Here is a 22,113-nt window from a genome sequence, read left to right on the forward strand (position 1 = left end):
AAGGATGGGAACATCAGGTCATCCCGGGCGGACGCGCTCATCGGCATCGTATGTGCTGTCGGCGCTGGTCGCCATGGTGTGCACGCTGGCCATGCTGGCCGGTGCGCTGACCGTCGTGCGTCCTGCGCAGGCCGCGCAGGACGGCAATCTGCGCATCGAAATCGACAACCCGGCCGTCGGAAACTGGAACGTGTCGCAGGAAGGCCAGAGCGTCAACATAGCCGTCGGCCAGAAGGTCAGCTTCAGCCTGTGGAATTTAAATGGTTCCGGTGTGGGGGTCGCGGCCAATACGGCGCTCTGGTATGTCAACGACAATCCGATTGCGCTGTGCAAGTCCGTTGGCGACAGCGGCAACTGCCAGCAGAACAACGAACGTGAGGACGATTTCGGCGCGGCCGTGGGTGTGCCGTTCGATGCGAATGCGAAATCCGTGAATTTCATCGGCCTTCGTGAAGGCACGGCGCAGATCAAGGCCGTGGCGAGCGACGGATCGACGACGGAAACCGCCACGACCACCATCACCGTGCATCCGGCCAAGCTCAAGATCGTGCGTACCAAGGACTCCCGCGAGCTGACCGATGCCGACACCACCGAGCTCACCGCCGGCGAGGACGTCTCCCTGCAGTATTACGTCACCTTCGACGGGGACGGCGAGAACACCCAGAACAAGTGCTACAGCTACCAGTTCACGAGCTCACAGTGGAACAATCCGCCATACTGGGACGAGGAGGTCACCGGCGCCGATGGCAAAACGCGGACGGTGAGGCATTCCGCCGACGGCTGGGGAATCTCCAACGGGGCCGTCATGGACTTCAACGGCCAGACCGGCACGCAGGGCACCAGCGTCAAGGTCCGCACGCTTGTGCCCGGCACATCGGCCGTCTCCCTGAACACATTCTTCGCGTACAGGCATAAGGTCGCCAGCACGAACGCCGACGGCAAGACCACGTACAAGACCGTGTCCGATTTGTACGGCAACATCAGCGCCTCCACGAATTTCGACGTGCTCCCGCCGACCATCTCGGTGCAGTACGGCGATGCCAGCAGCCCTGTCACCGTGGATAACGGCGGTCAGGTGGATCTGTCGGTCGGCGAGATGCTGCAGTTCTCCTATGGCATCTCGCCGCTGCACCCCGATTATGCCGATCAGCACCCCGCGCACTGGGACTCCAGCAACAAGCAGGTGGCCACGATCGACTCCGACAGCGGCAAGAAGCTCACGGCCATCGACACCGGCTCCACGTCGGTGACGGTGTCGATCGGCGGCGAGACCTTCGACCTCGGCGTGGCCGTGGCCGAGCCGACGCTGACGCTGAGCTACCAGGGCGGCCTGCCCGAGCCCGTGGACGTGACGGACGGCACGATGGAACTCACGGCCGGCGAACAGGCCGACCTGACCCTCGGTTTCGCCGAACGCCATGATTACGCCTCGCTGAACTCCATGAAGTGGAAGTCGTCCGACACGAGCATCGTCACGGTGAACGGCTCGTCGGCGTCCAGCAGGTACGGCTCGAGCCCGAAAACCACCGTGACCGCCAAGAAGCCCGGCGACGTCACCGTCACCGGCACCCTTGCCGGCCGCAACGTGACGGCCACCGTGCATGTGGTGGAAGCCACGCTCGATCTGACGCGCAAGTCCGGTCTGTCCACCCGCACGGGGGATGACGATTCCAAGGTCTATGTGACGAACCAGAGCCTGGATGTCACGCCCGGCGAATCCGTCGTGATCACCTCCGAGATCTCGCCCGTGCACGGCTACGCGAAGTTCCTCGGCAGTGCCACGAGCACCAAGTGGACCGAAGATTCCCGCGGCAAGACCATCTCCATGAGGACCGGCTCCACGCAGACCACCGTCACCGCCGTCAGCGCACAGGGCGCGGATTCCACGCCTGCGGTGCTGACCGCTACGGCGGGCGGCAAGTCCGTGACCCTCACCTTCAACGTGGTCAAGCCCCAGGTGGCGATTACGCAGGCCAACGGCAAGGAGACCGCCGATGTGACGGGTCAGACGCTGAACGTCCAGCGCAACACCAGGCTCTCGCTCGGGTCCTCCGTCACCCCGCTGCATCCCGATTACGCCACCTTCGACAGGAACGCCGTCAAGTGGGCGTCGAGCGCGCCGACCATCGCCACGGTCCAGTCCGAGACGAACGGCACCGTGACCGGCAGGGCGGAGGGCGAGGCTACGATCACCGCCGTGCTTGACGGTGTCGGCGCCACCGCGAACGTGAACGTCACCGTGCCGATCACGGCGGTCGAGAACCCGGCCGACGTGACCACCGACGCGGGCACCGCGCCGAACCTTCCCGTGAGCGTCAAGGCCACGTGGGAGAACGGCAAGCAGACCGAGGAGAAGGTCACGTGGAATGCCGTGCCCGAGTCCAGCTACGCCCGCCCCGGTAGCTTCACCGTGACCGGCAAGGTGGAGGGATACAACGGCGTCGTGCGCGTCAAGGTGGTCGTGAACGCCAGCACGCAGGAGATGTACCGCCTGTACAATCCGAACTCCGGCGAGCATTTCTACACGGCCGCATCCAACGAGCGCGACAGCCTCAAGAGCCACGGCTGGAAGGACGAGGGCGTGGGCTGGATCGCGCCGATCAAGAGCGCCTCGCCCGTGTACCGCCTGTACAATCCGAATTCCGGCGACCATCACTACACGATGGACAGCGGCGAGCGCAACGGCCTGCTGAGCCAGGGCTGGCGCGACGAGGGAATCGGCTGGTACTCCGCGGAGGGCGACAAGCGCATCCCGCTGTATCGCCAGTACAACCCGAATGCCCAGACCGGTTCGCATAACTACACGCTGAACACCGGCGAGCGTGACACCCTGGTGAAGCAGGGCTGGCACGACGAGGGCATCAGCTGGTACGCCGTGTCGCAGTGACGTGCGGCCGCGCGCCGCTGCGGTGTCGCTGAGGTGTCACCGCGGCGGCGCTGAAGCGTGGCGGCCGACACCAATAGCCGACATCAATAACGCAGGGGCGGGTGTGCATATGCGCACCCGCCCCTTGTGCATCCGCTGCCGGAACCGCATCCGCGGATCCGGCAGCGCTATCGTGAATCCGTCCCGGAATCGTGAAGCCGCTCCGCTACCGCGAATCCGCCGCGCCGGAATTCGCGTGCGTGCCCGGCGCCACGCGGTCAGCGCCGCCGTAGAAACGCGCCAGGGTCTCGTCGCGGAACTCGGGGAAGTACCCGCCGTCGATCGCGTCGCGGATATCCCCCAGCAGCTTCACGAAGAAGCGTTCGTTATGGATCGTCGCCAGCGTGCTCGCGGTCATCTCGCGCGTATGCACCAGGTGATTCAGATAGGCGCGCGTGTAGTGCGTACAGGTGTAGCAGTCGCAGGTGGGATCAAGCGGTCGGAAATCGTGTTTCAACGCCGCGCGCTTGATGTTCCAGCGTCCCGTGCGCGTGTAGATCGCGCCGTTGCGCGCCTCTCGCGCCGGCGCCACGCAGTCGAAGGTGTCGCCGCCGTTCTCCACCGCGGCGAAGATATCGTCGATTGCCGCGATTCCCAGCACGTGGCGCGGCTTGTTCTCCGGCAGCTCGTCGCAGATCCAGCGGCAGGTGTCTCCGAGGATGCGCTTCTCGATGGCGCCGCCGATGCCGAAGCCGTCGAAGTCGAGCGAGGCGATTTCACGCGCGGCCAGATGGCGCAGGTCCTCGTAGTTCGCGCCCTGCACCACGCCGAACAGCGCCTGATAAGGCTTGCCGGGGCGCGCTTGGGTGAGGCGCTCGTGCTCGGCCACGCAGCGCTTGGCCCAGCGGAACGTGCGCTCCACCGACTTCTCCTGGTACTTGCGCGTGTTCATAAGGGTGGTCAGCTCATCGAACGCGAACATGATGTCGGCGCCGATTTTGTGCTGGATGCTCATCGAAATCTCGGCGGAGAAGCGCTTCTTGGCACCGTTGAGCGGCGATTTGAACGTGACGCCGTCTTCGTCCACGAACGCGAGGCGCTCCTTGCCCTTGGCGATCACGTCGTCGGATTTCATGCCCTGCACGTCCATCGCCAGCGTTTTCTTGAATCCCGCGCCGAGCGAAAGCACCTGGAAGCCGCCGGAATCCGTGTATGTGGGGCCGTCCCAGTTCATGAAACGCGCAAGTCCGCCGGCCTCGTCGAGCACGTCCTCGCCGGGGCGCTCGAACAGGTGGAAGGCGTTCGCCAGCAGGCACTGGGCGCCGAGCTCGCGCATCTGCTCGGGCAGCACGCCTTTCATCGTGGCCTGCGTGGCGACCGGCACGAATGCGGGCGTGTTGATGTCTCCGTGCGGCGTGTGGATGACGCCGGTGCGACCGTGGCGGTCGGGGATGCGCGTGTGGATGTCGAAGCCGAAGGCGCCGCGGTCGCCGGGTTTGCCGGGTTCGGCGCCGAGCGGCGTGCGGAAATGCGCGAAGACGGACGATTGCGCCGCGGTGCTGTCGGTGTTCGCGGCGGTGTTTGCCGCGGTGCTGGCGGTGGTGGGTTCATTGTTCTCGGCTGTGCTCATGCCCTCCAGCCTACAGGCGCGGCGGTATGGGGCGGCGCGTGCAACGGCGGACGATGGCGCCGGCGGGGGAGTGCACACGATGGCGTCGTCGATGCGGGGCGGGGAAAATCGTGGATGGCGCATTGGCGCCGCTGCAACCTTGCCGCACGTCCGTGCGGCGCGCCTCGCAGTGCAAGCCGCGCAAACCGCGCGAATTCTACATTTCCGCGTTATCATGCAATGCCTTTTCAACTGGTGGCTGACTTTCATCTGACGTTTAGGCGACTTTCAGGATTCTGGCCTTTACTATGTCTCAGCCAACGAAGCGCGGCCTCAATCCGCGCATGAAGGAGCATGAAGCTATGAGCAACACCAATCCCCAGCCGGGCTGGGGCGCTTCGAACCAGCCGGATGCACACGCCGGCGACACGAATCTTTCCCATACCGAGTCCACCGAACAGGCGCAGAACGCCGCGAACGCCGCGAACGCCGGCGCTGCGCAGACCTCTGCGCAGACTGCCGCAGCCGCGCAGGACGCAACGGCCACCCAGCCGCTGAGCGCCGCCGCAACCCAGCCGCTGAACGCCGCACCAACGCAGAACATCCCCGACATGCAGCCGGATTATCGTGCGGCATCGAACCGTCCGGCCGAAAGCACGGGATACCGCGCGGCCGCCGGCTACGGCGCGAACGCCTCGAACAGCGCCTCGGTGAACGCGGCAAACGACGCGAACCGCGGCTACGACACCGCCAATCGTGGCTATGACGCCTCGAACCGCGGTTATGCCTATGGCTACACCCCGGCCCCGGGCTACGGCGCGAACCCGAACCCCGGCTTCAGCACGAATCCGGACCCCGGCTTCGGCGCGAACGGTTCGAACAGCACGAACGGTTCGAACGACTCGAATGGCTCGGAATATCGCGGTGGCTATGGCTCGGGCTACGGCGCGAATGACGCCAACCCCACCGCCGGCAACGGCACCGGCTGGAACGGCGGCCCCTCCGACGGCGGCCCGGATCCCCACGGTACCGAGCCGAACGGCGGAAACGAACTCAACGGCGCCTCCACCAAGACGAAGCGCCATGCGTCCACGGTGGCCACGGCCGTCATCGCCGCCCTTGTCGCGGTCGCGCTGTCGCTCGGCATCGGATTCGCGGCGCTGCAGAACGGCTGGATCACGGTGCGTTCCGCCTCCGGCACCACCACGACCCTCAAGAGCTCCACCGGCAGCGACACCGGCTCCTCCACGCAGGTGGCCGACGGCTCCGACTGGGTGACGGTCGCCAAAAGCGTGAACAACTCCGTCGTGTCCATCCTCGTCACCGAAAGCGGCGGCAGCGCCCGCGGCTCCGGCGCCATCCTCGACACGAGCGGCCACGTCGTGACCAACAACCATGTGGTCAGCGGCGCGCAGAGCATCTACGTCACGCTGTCCGACGGCTCGATGTACCAGGCGAGCGTCGTCGGCACCGACCCGACCACCGACCTCGCGGTGCTGCAGATGCAGAACGCCCCGAGCGACCTGACGCCGATCACCTTCGCCGATTCCGATTCGCTCGCCGTCGGTGAATCCGTCATGGCCATCGGCAACCCGCTCGGCCTGTCGAACACCACCACCACCGGCATCATCTCCGCGCTCAACCGCCCGGTGTCGACGTACAGTGACGACTCCTCGTCGCCATCCTCGTCCTCGTCCGTCGTCGTGACGAACGCCATCCAGATCGATGCGGCCATCAACCCCGGTAATTCGGGCGGCCCGACCTTCAACTCCGCCGGCCAGGTAATCGGCATCAACTCCTCGATCGCCACCACGAGCTCCTCGACCGGCTCCAGCTCCTCCTCCGGCTCGATCGGCATCGGCTTCGCCATCCCGTCGAACCTCGTGAAGAGCGTGTGCGATCAGATCATCAGCTCCGGCTCCGTCACGCACGTGCAGCTCGGCGTCTCGATCAGCACGCAGTACGTGGAGTACAACAACGGCTACCGTGCCGGCGCCGAGGTCGAGAGCGTGACGAGCGGCTCGCCCGCCGAGAAGGCCGGTCTGCAGAAGGGCGACCTCATCATCGCCTACAACGGCAACCTCGTGAACAGCTCCTCGTCGGTGCTCGGCTACGTGAGGGCCACGAAGCAGGGTGACACCGTGACGCTGACCGTCATCAGAAACGGCCAGACGCAGGACATCCAGGTGACGATGGACCAGGCCGAGAGCGCGAGCGGCTCGTCGTCCAGCGGCGGCAGCTCCTCGAACGGCAGCGGCAATGGCGGCGACGGCGGCGGTCTCTACGATCCGTTCGGCCTCTTCGGCAACGGTGATAACTGATCGGTTGCCTGATCCCGACCGCGAACCATAACCCAGCGCCTGTCCGCAACCCGTCACATTGTTATCAATTCAGGAACAATGTGATGGGTTGCGGACATTTTTGGGTGGTTTTGGCCCCGAAATCGTGGATTTGTGTCCGAAAGCCATCACATTGTTATGGAGCGGGCGCGCAAGGGGAACGGGCGCGGGCGGCGTAGTATGACCTGAGGAATGCCGCGCGGGCTGTCAACCGCCCGGCGGGTTATACGGAGCGAAGGGTGGCCTATGCTGTTTCGACATCGGACGGACGCGCGTCCCAAGCACGGCGCGCCCGCGGAGGAGCTGTCCGCGCCGGATGCCGCAATGGTCCACGATGACGCCATTGTGGAAACTTCCGCGCCGGTCCCCACTGAGCAGACGGTGTCGCCCGCCGCAACCCCCGCCCCGCCAACAGTCCCAACCCCCGCCCCGCGTCCCGCGCGCACGGGCCGCGTGTTCTACATGTCGGTGCTGAACATCGTCGCCGCGCTCGCGGTGGTGTTCCTGCACGCGAACGGCGTATACCATCTGCGCCCGGGCGGGCATACGTGGATCTCGGCGTGCTTCATCGAATCGTTCTTCTACCCGGCGGTCCCCGTGTTCTTCATGCTGTCGGGCGCCACGCTGCTGAACTTCACGGAGCGCTACTCGGTCGCCGAGTTCTTCCGCAAACGCGCCACGCGCGTGCTCATCCCGTTCCTGGCATGGACGGCCATCGCCATCGCGTACTGCAGCTACAAGGGCACGGCCGGCAGCCTGGCGCCGGCCCATGTGATCGACGGGATCCTGCATTACAGCTACGCGGGAAACTACTGGTTCTTCATCCCGCTGTTCTCCATGTATATGTCGCTGCCGCTGGTCACGGGCGTGGCGAAGTCGCGCAGCCTGCTGCGGTACGCCATCGTCATGGGCGTGCTGTTCAACGCCGTCATCCCGTTCGCGTGCGGCCGCGCCGGCATCGCCTTCGACGGCACGCTTTCGCCTGCGGTGGTGGCCGGCCCGCTGATGTACGCATTCATGGGCTACTACATCAACACCTACGAGCTGACGCGCGCGGAGCGCTGGGGCGCGTATCTGCTCGGCGTGTTCGGCTTCCTCTCGCAGTTCCTCGGCACCATGTACGCGACGGGCGATTCGAGCACCATCAACTCGCTGTTCAAGGGCTACTACAACTTCCCCGCGGTGTTCCAGGCGCTCGCGGTGTTCGTGTTCTTCCGCAGCCTGCCATACGACCGCTTCGTGCCGGCGTCCGTGCAGCGTGTGGGCAACAACCTGGCGAAATACACCTTCGGCGTGTACCTCATGCAGGCGTATTTCATCGAGTGGCTGCCGAAAATCCTGAACGTGAGCATTTTCTCGCTGAAGTGGCGGCTTCTCGCGCCGATTCCGATCTTCCTGATGGCGATCGGCGTCACGTGGGTGTTCAAGCGCCTGCCCGTGCTGCGTCGCATTGTGTGAGGCGCGAGGCGTGCTGCAGGGCTGCGGTTGGCGTGATGTGCGCTATTGTGCGCTTTTGGTAGACGATAGTCCTTTGTTGTGCGTAAAAGCACAATCGGTGTGCGAATAATATCGACGATTGCGCGAATCGTGCTGCAAAATCGTGTGAAATCTGTTCGCACATGTTTGTATACCGCACATAAACCTATCCAACCGCACACACGCGCACAACATCTCACATATCCACCCATAAACGCACGCCTCCGAACAAACATCGCTCAAAAACGCACGCCACGCCGATGCTTCCCCCGCGCATCGTATTTTCCGCATGTTTCCACACCCTGCCGCAACCGCACCCCGGCATTGGCCGTTTTCCCGCCCCGCGCCACGTATGATGGACACACTGCGGGCCGAATGCGGCAGAGGCGTTCGACGCGCAGGTGCGTGAATAATACGAGAGACGAGGCGGGAGGGAAACCGCGACACCTTGTCACTCACCTGGTTCGCAACCTAGGGAGGAACAGATGAAGCCGGTTTGGAATATCTGCAAACAGGTGCCGATGCTGCCTGTTGTCATATTGAGCGCAATCCCCATCGCGCTGTGCTGGACGCCGTATCCGCGCGTCAGCCATCTCATCGTCATCGCCATCGTGGCGATCTGCCTGACCGAAACCGTCATCGGCATGGTCCGCGACATCCGCGAGGGCCACGTCGGGCTCGACGTCCTCGCGGTCATCGCCCTCATCTCCACGCTCGCCGTGCGCGAATACTGGGCGGCGTGGGTGGTGGTGCTCATGGTGTACTCGGGCGAGGCCATCGAGAACTACGCGCAGAACAAGGCGCAGTCCAACCTCAGCAAGCTCATGGAGGCGGCGCCGACCATCGCGCATATCGCCAGCGACGACGCCGGCCATGACTGGGTCGACAAAAGCGTGGACGAGGTCAAGATCGGCGACCTGCTCGTCGTGCGCCCCGGCGAAACCGTGCCCGTCGACGGCATGCTGATCGACGGCGAGGCCACGCTCGACATGTCTCAGGTCAACGGCGAACCGGTGCCGCGCACCGTGTACTCCGGCCAGAAGGTGCTGTCGGGCTCCATCAACGGTGACGCCATGTTCCGCCTGCGCGCCACCGAGGAAGCGCGCGACTCGCAGTACCAGCGCATCATCGAGATGGTGATGAGCGCCCAGAGCTCACGCCCGGCGGTTGTGAAGACGGCCGACCTGCTCGCCGTGCCGTTCACCGTCATCTCGCTGATCATCGCGGGCGTTGCGTGGTTCGTGGCGCAGACCCCGGTGCGTTTCGCGCAGGTGCTCGTGCTTGCCACGCCGTGCCCGCTGCTTATCGCCGCGCCGGTGGCGTATCTGGCCGGCACCGGCCGCCTTGCGCGCACCGGCATCCTCATCAAGTCGCAGGAGGTGCTCGAAACCCTCGGCCGCGTCTCGCATGTGTTCTTCGACAAAACCGGAACGCTGACGAGCAAGCAGCCGCAGGTCATCCGTCTCGACCGCCCCGACCGTTCGCGCATCCTCGACAAGCTCGATATGTCGGACTCCGCCATCACCGTCGTGGCAGGCCTGATCGAGAACTATTCCGTGCATATCCTGGCGCCGGGCATCGTGGCGGCCGGCGAGAAGGAATTCCGCAAGCACCCCGACATCCGCCGCGATGTGGAGGACGTGCACGAGGCGTCCGGCAAGGGCATCGAGGGCATCGTGTCCGGGCACCGCGTGCGCGTGGGCCGCTTCCCCTACGTGATGGAGGTCGTGGACGACGACGTGCTGGTCGGCAAGGTGCGCCCGACGGACCCCGGCGAGCTGTTCGAGCCGCTTCCCGACGATTGCATGGGCACCTTCATCGCCATCGACGGGCAGATCGCCGCGCGCATCGTGCTGCGCGACCTGCCGCGCCCGAATTCCGCGAAGGCGCTCAACGAGCTGCGTTCGATCGGCGTCAAGCGCCTGACGATGCTGACCGGCGACAAGCCGGTGGCTGCGAAAACCGTGGCCAAGCAGGTGGGCATCGACGATGTGCGCTACGAGCTGCTGCCGCAGGAGAAGGCCGACGCCGTCAAGCAGGCGCGCGACGAGATGCCGAACAAGCAACCGTGGTGGGACCGCCTCATGATGAAGTACGTCGGCGAGTCCATGACGCGCACCGTCACGATGATGGTCGGCGACGGCGTGAACGACGCCCCGGTGCTGGCCTCCGCCGACATCGGCATGGCCATGACCGGCGGCACGAGCACGGCCGCGTCGCAATCCGCGCAGGTTGTCATCATGAACGACAACATCGAGATGGTGCCGCGCGCAATCATCATCGCACGCCAGACCAAGCGCGTCATGCTGCAGGCCGTGTGCATCGGCCTGGGCCTGGCCATCATCGGCATGATCTGCGCGGCGTGCAATCTCATCCCCGCCGTCATCGGCGCCATCCTGCAGGAGGCGATCGACGTCATCTCCATCGTGTGGGCGCTGACCGCGCTCGCCGACCGCAAGAAGTAATCGTTCCCCAACCCACACCGCGAGCGGCCCTGCGAGGCCCCGCGCGGACGGCGCGCACAGTGCATGCGCCGCCCGCCGGGGCTACCGCACGGCCGCTCGTGCTATTAGTATCGGTTCCTATGACTGACAACACCCAGAACACTGCGGATACCGCCGCTGTGGATACCGCGAACCGCGAAGGCGCCGAGGCGCGCCCGCTTCGCGTCGCCGTCGTCGGCGCGGGTCCCGCCGGCGTGTACACCTCCGACATCCTCCTGCGCCAGCTGGCGCAGCGCGGCGAGGCGCTCGGCCTCGGCATCGACGCCACCATCGACCTGTACGAGAAGCTGCCGGTGCCGTTTGGCCTCGTGCGCTACGGCGTGGCCCCGGACCACCCGTCCATCAAGTTCATCCAGGGCGCGCTCGCCCGCACGCTCGACAATCCGAAGATCCGCCTGTTCTGCGACGTCGAGGTGGGCAAGGACGTCTCCCTCGACGAGTTGCGCGAACGCTATGACGCCGTCGTGTTCGCCACCGGCGCCGTCGACGACAGGCCTCTGCGCATTCCCGGGCACGACCTCAAGCACGTGTACGGCGCCGCGCATTTCGTGGAATGGTACGACGGATACCCCACCGGTCCGCGCACCTGGCCGCTGACCGACGAGACCGTGGCCGTGATCGGCGGCGGCAACGTGGCCATGGACGTGGCGCGCGAGCTCGTGCGCAACGCCGACGACCTGCTTGGCACCGACATTCCGCAGAACGTGTACGACGGCATCAAGGCGAACGCCTGCCGCGAACTGCATCTGTTCGTGCGCCGTGACGTGGCGCATGCCAAGTTCTCCGTGCAGGAGCTGCGCGAGCTCGAGAAGCTGCCGGGCGTGCAGCTCGTGGTGAACGAGGACGACTTCGACCTGTCCGACGCTACGCTCGAGGTGGCGGCCGACGACAAGCTCACGCGCCAGATGGTGGAAGAGCTGTTCGTGATCCGCGATATGGCCGAGGACATGGAATACGACGGCGGCACCGACTTCAACGGCCAGCCGGCCACGAAGAAGTACGTGCTGCATTTCAACTCGAACCCCGTCGAGGTGCTCGGCGACGCCGACGGCGCGGTGCGCGGCATCCGCGTGGAGCGCACCGAGACCTCGCCCGAAGGCTCCATGACCGGAACCGGCGAGACCTACGATGTTCCCGTGCAGGCCGTGTACCATGCGATCGGCTACAGGCCGGCCGCCGTGAACGGCGTGGCGTATGACGAGAAGGGCACGCGCCTGCTCAACGAGTCGGGCCGTATCGAGGCCGAGCCGGAAACCGACGGCGCTCCGCTGGTCACCGTGCCGTATGTGTACGCGACGGGCTGGGCCAAGCGCGGCCCCGTGGGCCTGATCGGCTCCACCAAGTCCGATGCGCTCGAGACCGTGAACAACATTCTCGACGATTGGGCGGCCAGCGGAAAGAACGGCCGCGTGGCGCCGAAGGCCGGCGACGAGGCCGAGACGATCGCCTACCTGCAGGGCAAGGGCCTGCAGCCGATCGGACGCGAGGGCTGGGACCGCGTGGTGGCCTACGAGCATGCGCAGGGCGAGAAGGTGGGCCGCGATCATATCAAGCTCGTGGAGCCCGACCAGATCCGCCGCGTCGCCCGCGGGGAGGAAACCGCCTGAGCGGAATGGAGCGTGATGTCGGCTGGTTGCACCATGTGCGGCGACACCATGCGATTGTGATCATGCGATTGTGATTGATGCGCGGCACGCCTGATATATGAGGCGTGCCGCGCTTTGTCGTTCTCGGTGCTGACGCGCATCCAGAGCCGCGGAATCGTGGGAGCCGGCGGAAGTTATCGCACAGCGAAACGGGCGCCGGCTCCGTCGTTTTGTATCCTTGGAGTATGGGAAACGAAACGGTGCATGTGCACGGCCATTTCAACGGCCTCAAGACAACGATGCTCTTCGCCCTCATGTGGGCCGTCGTCATGCTGATCTGGTGGCTGACCGGTGCCTCGCGCAGCACCCTCGCCATCTATATCGCCGTCGGCCTGGCAACGAATTTCTTCAGCTACTTCTTTTCCGACAAACTCGCCATCGCCTCGATGCACGCCCGTGAGGTCAACGAGCAGGAGGCCCCCGAGCTCTACCGGATCGTGCGCGAGCTGTCGACGAAGGCCGGCAAGCCCATGCCGCGCATCTGCATCGCGCCGACCATGAGCCCCAACGCCTTCGCAACGGGGCGCAACGAACGCCATGCGGCCGTGTGCTGCACCGAGGGAATCCTGCGCCTGTGCTCGTGGCGCGAAATCCGAGGCGTGCTCGGGCACGAGCTCATGCATGTGTACAACCATGACATCCTCACCGGCGCCATTGCGTCCTCCATGGCGTCCGTCATCACCTCCCTTGGCTACGCGCTGATGTATTTCGGCGGCGGGCGCGACGATGACGATCGCGGTGTCAATCCGATCGGCGCCCTGCTTGCGTATATCCTCGCCCCGATCGGCGCGGCGATGATCCAGATGGCCATCTCGCGCACCCGCGAATACGATGCCGACGAGGACGGCGCGCGCCTCACCGGCGATCCGGCGGCGCTCGCCTCGGCGCTGCAGCGAATCGAGGGCTCCGTGGCGAGCGGCAACACGATGCCCGTGACGTCGGGCACGCAGAGCACCGCGGCCGTGATGATCGAAAGCCCGTTCCGCGAGGTAGGCCTCCAACGGCTGTTCTCCACGCACCCGCCGACACCGGACCGCATCAACCGCCTCATGCAGATGGACCGCGAGATGCACGGCGCGGCGGGCGTGGGCGGTGCGAATGGCGCGCCCCAGGAGATGCCGGCGTACCGACAGTACGCGGACATCAGCGCGGACATCAGGTGACGGCATGCGGCTCCTGCGGACCGGGGCAGCCCGCGTTTCCCAGTGTTTCCCAAGACCCGTGCGATAAGATTCTAGGGACCGGACGGCGTGCCCAGAGGTGCGCCCGACGGGGAAATCACAATCCGGAAAGGACATCATGAACACGTCACGTCTTTCCCGCGCCGTGGCGGTCGCGGGAACCATTGCGATTCTCGGAAGCGGCCTGGCTGCCTGCGGCTCGTCGTCGAGCAGTGCGGAATCGTCGTCAAGCTCGGCCGAGGTCACCACCTCCACCACGCCGGGCACGGACGCCTGTGCCAGCATCCCGGAGAACTACATCGAGGAGCCGAACAAGGCCTATACCGCGCAGCTGGCCGACGACTGCTCCGTGACCTTCCATACGCCGGGCGAATCGTATTACAATTCCATGATTTACAAGAACGACTCGCTGAAGAGGCTTGACGGCGGCGCCTTCTCGTGGTCCACCGACTCCAGCGGGAACTTCACGTATATTCCGGCCGGGCAACTGACGAAGGACGCCTACCCCGACGCGTACAACGCGGCCATCTCCGCCAGCTTCACCGACGACGACCTGCCGCAGTACGCGTGGGTCTGGTACCAGACCGACGGCTCCGACACCGGCGAGCTGTTCCGCGAGCACACCGACATGGAGGCCTCCGAGTCGGCCGCCGCCTCCGCAAGCGACACCACCAGCTCCGGTCAGTGATTCTGTGATGCCCCGCGGTTGTGCGTGCGTATGCGTGTGCGGCGTGCGCGTGTGCGGCGTGCGACGTGCGACCGCGGGGCAGCCGTGGTACACTCTCATCTGTGTGTTCCCGCTTCGGCGGGGCATTGCGCTCGCGGGCGTAGTTCATCGGTAGAATGGAAGCTTCCCAAGCTTCAGAGGCGGGTTCGACTCCCGTCGCCCGCTCTCTTGCCGTTCCGTTCGGATTCTTCGGAATGCCTGAGTTTTCAACGTTTCCCGTATGTTCTTTTCAATGCTTTTCGGTCATTGAAAAACTGTCCGATTCCGTCCGGTCGCTCACACTTTGCTCACACGACGGGCGTTCGGCCAGAACGTCGGATATCCGCCGGTCGATGTCGGCGGCGACTTCATCAAGATCGTTCGAAAAAAGGTCGGCGTACGTGTCCAACGTCATGCTTGCGTTCTTATGCCCTAGCATTCGTTGGACGGCCTTCACGTTCGCGTGCGAACTGATCGCGATGGACGCGGCCGTGTGCCTCAGGTCGTGGACTGTGAGCGACGGCACGCCGGCCGCGGCTATCGCCTTGCCGAACCAACCGCCGGAACGTTTCGGCTCGGCAAGCGGCTTGCCGTCCGGCTCGGTGAAAACGAGGTCGCCGGCCGCCTTGCCCTGGCATTCGGACACTATGGCGCGCATGACGTGCGCGGGAACGGGTACGGTACGGCGCTCCCACGTCTTCGGCTCCGTTTCCTTCCAGCCGTTCGCGCGGCTCATGCTCTTTTCGATGGCCAGGCGTCCCGCCTCCGCGTCGACGTTCCGCACTCTCAGTGCGCGCGCCTCCCCGATCCTCAGGCCGCAGAACCCTAGTGTGAGAATCAGCGCCCGGTAACGGCCTGACGCGTCGGCCAGGGCAATCACCTGGCGTGGCGTCAGGTACGTTCGTGGCTTGCGCGTCTTGCGTGGCAACGCGCACCTGTCGCACGGGTTGCGCGCCGTCATTCCGTCGCGCACGGCGGCGTCGAAAATGGATTTAAGCACGCCGAACGCGCGCAACGTGACGCTGGCACTCTCATGCCGTCCCCTGGCCGTCTCCGCGGTGCCGTCAACGAGCGAATTAACCCATGCCTGTACTTGCGTATGCGTCACGTCTCCGAGGCGCATAGAACCCCATTTCGGGGCGACGTGGACGCGCCACGCGCTTTCTATGTCCCTGGCGTGCGATGGCTTGCCGGTTCCGGCCGCGATTTCCACGACGCGCGCCCCGTAGTCGTCTATGCGTGCGCGGGATTTCACGGGATCGACCCACACGCCGCGCCGCGCGTCGGTTTTCTGTGCGTCGCGGAACCTTTCGGCGTCGAGAATCCGGCGGAATCCTGATTTAGAGTGCTGGCGCCTGTCGGCTCCCCTGTAATAGACGATGTAGCGCACGCCGCCGGCCGTGTCGTACCTCGATATTCCGGCCCGCCTGGTTGGCCGTTCGTTCTTGCGGCTCATTCGTCGGAGGCCGCCCCGTGTGCCGTGCCGATTATGAACGCCGTGGAAGCGTCGGCCGCGTAGGCCAGTTCGGGGGAAACCGAGTACAGCCAGCGCACGAACTCCGTTTCGATGTGGCGGCCCGCCAGGTTCACGACATATTGCCCCGTCACGTTTTCATCGATCCATTTGGCGACGCCTGGCGCGGCGGCGTCGGGGTCTTCATACTCCAAACTGTCCAAATCATCGCGGGTTTGCGTTATTGCGTCCGCGGCGGTTTGCAAGTCTTGCAATTGTGCGTGGACGCCGCGCACTTCCGACCGAATGAATTCGGCTCCCCCGTCGCCGCTCATATCCGCCGCCGTGCCGAGTAGGCGCGTTCCTAGTATCGCGTCAAGCGCGGCGCCTTCGGTCAGTTTTATCTGCCGTTTGCCCAGTTCAACCGAACGGACTGTCGAACGGTTCCATGTCGTGTGCCCGCGTTCGGCCATCTTCCCGGCCACGTCGTCGCGTGACATGTGCCGGCGCTCCCTGGCGTGGAGGACTTGCCGGCCTAGTTCGGATTCGGCCGCGGCCGCTATGTCATGCCTGTGGGGGTTGGCGTTCTCTGCCGTCTCCCCGTTGTCTTCAATGCTTTCCATGTGTTTAATAATCACCCAAAATGTAAAAACGACACGCCGATGACTGAAAAGTACACATGTGTAGTATTCTGACGGTCAAGGCGGATAAAAACCGCTCATGACCGAAAATCATACAACGAGGGAGGTTCTGAAATGACGGCAACAGTCGCGCCGTCCGAATGGCTCACAGCCAGACAGGCCGCCGCGTACCTTGGCACGACGCCGCACCACCTGGGCGTCATGCGATACGAGGGGCGCGGCCCCAAATGGTACAAGCCAACGGGGCGAATGATCTACTACCGGCGCGCCGAAATAGACGCATGGATAGAGGGAGGCGACGCCAGGCAATGAAAGAAGCAGAGACGAAAACGCCCCGGAGTGAGGCCGGGGCGCCGCAAGCGAAAGGAGGCGACGGAGACATGAAACGCCAGCAAGTCCACGCGCTCGACATCGAGCATACGCGCCCCGCGCCGGACGCGCTATTCGGCCCCATGCCGACGACGGCCGAAGCACTGGCCGCCGACAGAATCGAATTTAGAGACGGCGAACAGACCGACGAAAGCCGGCGGAATGCCGCGCGCGGCCTAGATGAAGCCTTTTACCCCGGTTTTCACGATTTCTGGCGGGCAAGCGCGGCGCGGCGCGCGATCCTCGAGGCCGCGCGATCCACCGACGCACTGAACCCGTATGCGCTTCTCATGGTGTGCATATGCCGCGCCCTGTGCATGCTGTCGCCGCTGGTCGTGGCCGACCCCATGCGCTCCGGCCTAAGAATGCCGTTGAACATGTACGTTGGCCTTATCGGCGGCACTGGCGACGCGAAGGGCCTTACGGAGAAACGCGCCGCGCGCCTTGTGCCCTTCCCGCCCGGCATGGTCACGACATGCGCGCCCGCGTCGGGTGAGGCGATAGCCGGGCGGATAGTCGCCAGGGAGAAAAGCGCCGACGGCGGCCCCGCAACGGTCGCCAGCCGTAGCCGTCACGTTTACATCGACTATTCGGAAATAGCCCAGCTGAAGGCCATGACGGCCAGGGAGGGAAACACGACGATGGCCGAACTGTTGAAGGCGTACAGCAACGAGCGGCTCGGCGGCGATGTGAAGAACGACGCGAACAACCTCACGGCACAGCCGTATTCGTATCGCGTATGCATGTCCACGGGCGTTCAACCGGCACACATGGGCATGTTCCGCGATGGGGAACAGTCGGGACTGCCACAGCGGTTCATATGGTCGAACGTGACGGATCCCACGCGCCCCGAATATGGTTCGTTCCCCACGCCGGACGGCATGCCGCGCGACGCGCAAGACGTCTATTCGGCTCTTGAATCGGCCGGACTGTGCCCGCTCCTGAGACTGCCCGAACGCCAGCCGGGCGGCGGCATACGTAGCGGAACGGCCCCGTACCCCTACGAGCCGGACGTGATGAAGCTAACGGAATGGCTCAACCCGTCCATAAGCGCCGACTCCGGCGCGTACATGCGCGATCTGGCGTCGTGCTGGCTTCCCGACGCCGCGCGCGTCGAGGCGATAGAGGCACGCGACAGGCGCGCAAGGTACAACCCGCTCGACGGGAATTCGTATTACCTCATGCACACGTCGCGCGACAGGGAGGCGCACGGCCTTAACAGGATCGTGACTCTGGCCGTCGGCCTCCGGCTCCTCGATGGCCCCGGCACCGAAGGCGCGCCGCGCGTCACGGGTGAACAGTGGGCGGCGGCGCACCATCTCGAACATGTAAGCCGGGCCGCATACGAGGGCGGAATACGGACGTGGGAACGCATTCGCCAGGACGACGCGACGGAACACGCAACTGTGAGGGTGACGGCGAACAGCGAGGCCGCCGACAAGGTGGCCGAGAAACGCCGGAAACGTGTGCGGGATAACGTCGCCAGGAATCTGGCGCGCCTCGGCACCGGCGACGGTGTGAAAGGCTACAGGATCAAACAGAGCGTGAGGGGTTCCGACTTGGAGATATACGAAGCCCTGAAAGGACTGGTTGACGACGGGAGGGCGTCGGTGTCGGGCGATGGCGGTGGCGACTGGACGCGACAAACGTACCACGTGCGCGTCTAAACGTCTAAACGTCTAAAACGTTGGAATTCCAACGTTCACGGCGTATAAAACCCTGTCTAAGACGCTTCGGGCGCGTCTAAAACGCGCCGGACGCTTAGACACTGTGAGACGTGAGTTTAGACACCGAAACCCCAGCAATTGCAACCGTTTAGACGTTTAGACGTTTAGACAGCCACCATTAAGGAGACAGGAACATGGAAAGAATCTACAAACTGAACGATTCGGCCGGCGCGAACGCCAACCCCTTCGGGCATGACATAACGGCCGCGGCCACGCATGAGGGCGAACGAATGGACATGCACGACGCGACGGCATACGTCCGGCACGCACTCAAGGACGGCCCCGCGCCCATGACGCGCATACTCTGCCCAGGGCACGAAACGGAGACGCGCGCCGCGCTCCGTTGCATGACCGACACGGGGGAAGCGGCATGCGTGGACGGAGGGAAGACCGGCGTTCACCTCATTGCGTGGGGTGTCGTGGCGTACACGTATGCCGACGAGAGCGAACCGGGTTGCCTCGAACTCGAATACATAGAGGCGCCGGCCGTCGGCGCACGCGCGATCATCAACAAGGACGCCGAAACGCGGACGCTGGCCGTCACGTTCGAAAACGTCGAAGAGTGGGCGCCGGCCGTGTTCTACCGTGACACGGCGCGCGGGGAAATAACGGCCCTCATGAACTTCATGACATGCACGCGCCGCGAACTCGAACGCCACGCCGCAAGCCTCCCCGGCTATTCCGTGGACTATGGGGCGGACGACGGCCGGCCGTGGGGTTGGTGCCCCGTGTCGGAGACGTGGGCGGCAATGGGCCGAATGCTCCGTGTAGGGGGGTGCCTGTGATCATCGACAGGATAACCACGACGCGCGCCATGTGGTGCCCCGAACTCCACGACGGGACGCAGACGCTGGCCGTCGTGAGCGATGAACTCTTATGCCTGGCGTGGCGTTTGGAGGCCGTCTACGACACGGAGACAGGGCAACCCCTGGCATTGCTTACTCACTTGGAATCGACGGCCGGATATGGCGGCGCCGTGTTCGGCGTGCGGGAACTCGGGCACATGCTCAACGGCGACGGACTGGCCGAACTACGGACGTTCTTCATAACGTGCCGGGCGGAACTCCAAGGCGTGGCACGGCGTGAGGAATTCAGCCGCGCGCCCATCGACCCCGGCACGCCGCCGGCCCAGGCATACGCCAGAAACGACAATCAGAAAGGATAAAAAACAATGGCAACGAAACGCGAATACGAGGAAATGCGCGCCAAATACGAAAAGGAGTGGCTATGTTTGGATCGTGTGGGGGAGGCCGTATGTGAGAATGATGGATACGGGCATAAAAAAGGCGAAACATACCATTACGACGATAGGTTCCCCCGCGAATGGGATAACAAAGTCGTAGATATTCGAATGATTGCCGTCGAACTCGATCAGATCATAAACGCGCTTAATCAGCTTGTGGCGCTCGAACGCGTGCGACTCGAATACGGGCCGGGAAGGACGGCGGACTATGGGCGATGACTATGGCGCCAGAATCGGCCGTCTGAGCCACGAGGCGGCCACGTGGCGGCGCAAGTACCGCGAGGCGCAACAAATGTGTGCGTCCGAACGAATGCGCCGCATACAGGCCGAGAACAGGGCCGACGCCCTGTCCGTCGCATTGCACCGCCTGGCGGAACAGTGCGACGGCGACGGCGCGCAAATGGTATAATTACAACTGTTTGCGGCAAGACCCCGCATAGATACGCGCCCGCGGCGCACGACCCCAGCCGGGGGCGCTAACCGCGGGCGCGCCCATTCCCGGCAATGACACGCCCGCGGGAATGGAGCAGACAGCATGACGGCAGAACTCAAGCCGATTACCGACGGCGCCGGCACGAATACGGGCGTATACCCGCCTGAGAAAATCGCGCCGAATGCGCTTATCCTTACGCAGACGACGGGAATCGGCGCGCCGTGGTCAGACAGTTCGACGCTCACTATCCCGTTTGTTGCTAGCGACCCTCCGGCCGAGGTCACGGCCGAGGGCGGCGAAATCGCCGTCGGCAACCCTACTGTGAATAGCGTCGTTATCCGAACTCAGAAAGTCACATCGCTGGCCGTGTTCTCCAACGAGTTCCAGCGCGACGGAGACGCCTCAGACATGATTGTAAAATCACAGGAACGCGCCATCACGCGCACGGCCGACAGAATGTTCCTTCAGAACCCGGCGCCGTCGGAGGGCGCCTACGGCGTAACGGGCCTCATCAACCAGAAGGGCATTGTGTACGGCGGGACGTTCACCAGCGACCTGGCGCCGTTGGTGAAGCTGATCGGCACACTCGGGGCGAACAACGCGAACCCGACGGCCATCATCATGGGCTATGACGTGTGGTCGGTTATCCTCACTCTCACGTTCGGCGACGGCCGCCCCATCGTTGACCCCGTCAACGTGAATACCGACAAGCCTACCCTTTACGGTATCCCCGTCGTGCTGAACAACGAGTGTCCGGCGGGGACGCTGTTCGTCATCGATTCGAGCGAAATTCTGGCCGCGTACACGTCTGTTCAGTTCACGTATACGTTTGACAGGTATTTCGAACAGGACGCCCAGGGATCGCGATTCACGTTCAGGTTCGGTTACACTCTCCCGCACCCGAACCGAATCGGCTATCTCAAGTACGCCGCACCGACAGGCAAGTGACACCCAGGGAAGGAAACAGGATTATGACTAACAAGAACAACTTTGAACGCGCGCCCCGCATGGATCGCCAGAGCCTGGCCAACAGGGCGCTGGCCGATATGATCGCCCTGGCGGAACGCGACGCCACGCCGCTGTCAACCCTTGCGCGACAGGCGGCGAGCGACACGGAACGCGCCGCGATCACGGCCGAAGCCGAAGCGCGCGCGGCCGAGGCGTTGGAAGACATCGCCGCAAGCCTGTCGCGCCTTGCTGGCCGTGCCTGAAACGCGGCGGGGGAGTTGGCCGCCCGGCATGGGTGGGGGGGTGACCCCCGCCGCCCCGCCGCGGCCACCCCGGGTACTGGGCCGATACCTCCCCAAACGTAACCAAATGGAACCGAGCCGAGACGGAACCGCCACCCGTCCCGGCTTTTTGTTCCATTTGCTCACACTTTGCTCACACTCGGCGTTTTTGGGCATGATGTTTCACGGAAAACATTCGTGTGTTTGCCTTGTGTTTTCAATGTTTTTCATGAAACATCGCCATTCGCGGCACGGGTTCCCGCCGCGGGTTCGACTCCCGTCGCCCGCTCTCTTGCCGTTCCGTTCGGATTCTTCGGAATGCCTGAGTTTTCAACGTTTCCCGTATGTTCTTTTCAATGCTTTTCGGTCATTGAAAAACTGTCCGATTCCGTCCGGTCGCTCACACTTTGCTCACACGACGGGCGTTCGGCCAGAACGTCGGATATCCGCCGGTCGATGTCGGCGGCGACTTCATCAAGATCGTTCGAAAAAAGGTCGGCGTACGTGTCCAACGTCATGCTTGCGTTCTTATGCCCTAGCATTCGTTGGACGGCCTTCACGTTCGCGTGCGAACTGATCGCGATGGACGCGGCCGTGTGCCTCAGGTCGTGGACTGTGAGCGACGGCACGCCGGCCGCGGCTATCGCCTTGCCGAACCAACCGCCGGAACGTTTCGGCTCGGCAAGCGGCT

General features: G+C 64.3%; 19 protein-coding genes and 1 tRNA gene. 16 read left to right on the forward strand and 4 right to left on the reverse strand.

Features of this window, described 5'->3' with window-relative positions:
- The first annotated feature begins 4 nt into the window (after nt 1-4).
- Nucleotides 5-2,887: an Ig-like domain-containing protein gene (locus tag PSRA_RS09505; protein WP_245834933.1), complete on the forward strand. Its 2,883-nt coding sequence runs from the start codon at nt 5-7 to the stop codon at nt 2,885-2,887.
- A gap of 205 nt (nt 2,888-3,092) precedes the next feature.
- On the opposite strand, the gene tgt is transcribed toward PSRA_RS09505, so the two are convergent.
- Entirely contained in the window at nt 3,093-4,496 is a 1,404-nt protein-coding gene (gene tgt / locus PSRA_RS06365) for a tRNA guanosine(34) transglycosylase Tgt (RefSeq protein ID WP_094661071.1), read from the reverse strand.
- Nucleotides 4,497-4,837: 341 nt separating this feature from the next.
- On the opposite strand from tgt, the gene PSRA_RS06370 reads away from it, so the two are divergent.
- From PSRA_RS06370 to PSRA_RS06400, 7 genes are all read left to right on the forward strand, one after another.
- Nucleotides 4,838-6,796, forward strand: a complete 1,959-nt coding sequence (locus PSRA_RS06370) for a S1C family serine protease (RefSeq protein WP_245834934.1) — start codon at nt 4,838-4,840, stop codon at nt 6,794-6,796.
- Nucleotides 6,797-7,060: 264 nt separating this feature from the next.
- A complete protein-coding gene (locus PSRA_RS06375; protein ID WP_158216348.1) occupies nt 7,061-8,272 on the forward strand; it encodes an acyltransferase in 1,212 nt (403 codons plus the stop codon).
- Nucleotides 8,273-8,775: 503 nt separating this feature from the next.
- A complete protein-coding gene (locus PSRA_RS06380) occupies nt 8,776-10,755 on the forward strand; it encodes a heavy metal translocating P-type ATPase (protein WP_094661074.1) in 1,980 nt (659 codons plus the stop codon).
- Between the two features lie 119 nt (nt 10,756-10,874).
- Entirely contained in the window at nt 10,875-12,401 is a 1,527-nt protein-coding gene (locus PSRA_RS06385; protein WP_094661075.1) for an FAD-dependent oxidoreductase, read from the forward strand.
- A 224-nt stretch (nt 12,402-12,625) separates the two neighbouring features.
- Nucleotides 12,626-13,603 carry a zinc metalloprotease HtpX gene (htpX, locus tag PSRA_RS06390; protein WP_094661076.1) on the forward strand — a complete coding sequence of 326 codons (978 nt, stop codon included), beginning with the start codon at nt 12,626-12,628 and terminating at the stop codon, nt 13,601-13,603.
- 136 nt (nt 13,604-13,739) lie between these two features.
- Complete coding sequence (locus PSRA_RS06395; protein WP_094661077.1) at nt 13,740-14,309, forward strand: hypothetical protein; 570 nt, start codon at nt 13,740-13,742, stop codon at nt 14,307-14,309.
- A 133-nt stretch (nt 14,310-14,442) separates the two neighbouring features.
- Nucleotides 14,443-14,513, forward strand: a tRNA-Gly gene (locus PSRA_RS06400).
- Between the two features lie 64 nt (nt 14,514-14,577).
- Here PSRA_RS06400 and PSRA_RS06405 read toward each other — a convergent pair.
- Together PSRA_RS06405 and PSRA_RS06410 are read right to left on the reverse strand one after the other, a co-directional pair.
- The gene (locus PSRA_RS06405; protein WP_094661078.1) at nt 14,578-15,783 is read right to left on the reverse strand and encodes a tyrosine-type recombinase/integrase; all 1,206 of its coding nucleotides are present in this window, start codon (nt 15,781-15,783) and stop codon (nt 14,578-14,580) included.
- Nucleotides 15,780-16,280 carry a hypothetical protein gene (locus PSRA_RS06410; protein ID WP_143516369.1) on the reverse strand — a complete coding sequence of 167 codons (501 nt, stop codon included), beginning with the start codon at nt 16,278-16,280 and terminating at the stop codon, nt 15,780-15,782. The genes PSRA_RS06405 and PSRA_RS06410 overlap by 4 nt, the downstream gene beginning before the upstream one ends.
- A 255-nt stretch (nt 16,281-16,535) precedes the next feature.
- Here PSRA_RS06410 and PSRA_RS06415 point away from each other — a divergent pair, with 255 nt between their 5' ends.
- From PSRA_RS06415 to PSRA_RS06450, 8 genes are all read left to right on the forward strand, one after another.
- Complete coding sequence (locus PSRA_RS06415; protein WP_094661080.1) at nt 16,536-16,733, forward strand: helix-turn-helix transcriptional regulator; 198 nt, start codon at nt 16,536-16,538, stop codon at nt 16,731-16,733.
- A 68-nt stretch (nt 16,734-16,801) separates the two neighbouring features.
- The gene (locus PSRA_RS06420) at nt 16,802-18,457 is read left to right on the forward strand and encodes a hypothetical protein (RefSeq protein ID WP_094661081.1); all 1,656 of its coding nucleotides are present in this window, start codon (nt 16,802-16,804) and stop codon (nt 18,455-18,457) included.
- Nucleotides 18,458-18,747: 290 nt separating this feature from the next.
- Entirely contained in the window at nt 18,748-19,302 is a 555-nt protein-coding gene (locus tag PSRA_RS06425; protein WP_143516370.1) for a hypothetical protein, read from the forward strand.
- Complete coding sequence (locus PSRA_RS06430; RefSeq protein ID WP_094661083.1) at nt 19,299-19,682, forward strand: hypothetical protein; 384 nt, start codon at nt 19,299-19,301, stop codon at nt 19,680-19,682. Before PSRA_RS06425 ends, PSRA_RS06430 begins: the two co-directional genes overlap by 4 nt.
- 6 nt (nt 19,683-19,688) lie before the next feature.
- Nucleotides 19,689-19,979 (forward strand): hypothetical protein, encoded by a 291-nt coding sequence (locus PSRA_RS06435; protein ID WP_094661084.1) that lies wholly within the window; start codon nt 19,689-19,691, stop codon nt 19,977-19,979.
- Nucleotides 19,969-20,169: a hypothetical protein gene (locus PSRA_RS06440; protein WP_094661085.1), complete on the forward strand. Its 201-nt coding sequence runs from the start codon at nt 19,969-19,971 to the stop codon at nt 20,167-20,169. Before PSRA_RS06435 ends, PSRA_RS06440 begins: the two co-directional genes overlap by 11 nt.
- 126 nt (nt 20,170-20,295) lie before the next feature.
- Nucleotides 20,296-21,141: a phage major capsid protein gene (locus PSRA_RS06445; RefSeq protein WP_094661086.1), complete on the forward strand. Its 846-nt coding sequence runs from the start codon at nt 20,296-20,298 to the stop codon at nt 21,139-21,141.
- A 23-nt stretch (nt 21,142-21,164) separates the two neighbouring features.
- On the forward strand, nt 21,165-21,404 hold the full coding sequence (locus tag PSRA_RS06450; protein WP_094661087.1) for a hypothetical protein: 240 nt from the start codon (nt 21,165-21,167) through the stop codon (nt 21,402-21,404).
- 371 nt (nt 21,405-21,775) lie between these two features.
- Here PSRA_RS06450 and PSRA_RS06455 read toward each other — a convergent pair.
- On the reverse strand, nt 21,776-22,113 hold a 338-nt coding region (locus PSRA_RS06455; RefSeq protein ID WP_158216349.1), incomplete at its 5' end, for a tyrosine-type recombinase/integrase.

It is taken from the genome of Pseudoscardovia radai (assembly GCF_002259605.1).
GTDB classification, from domain to species: domain Bacteria; phylum Actinomycetota; class Actinomycetes; order Actinomycetales; family Bifidobacteriaceae; genus Pseudoscardovia; species Pseudoscardovia radai.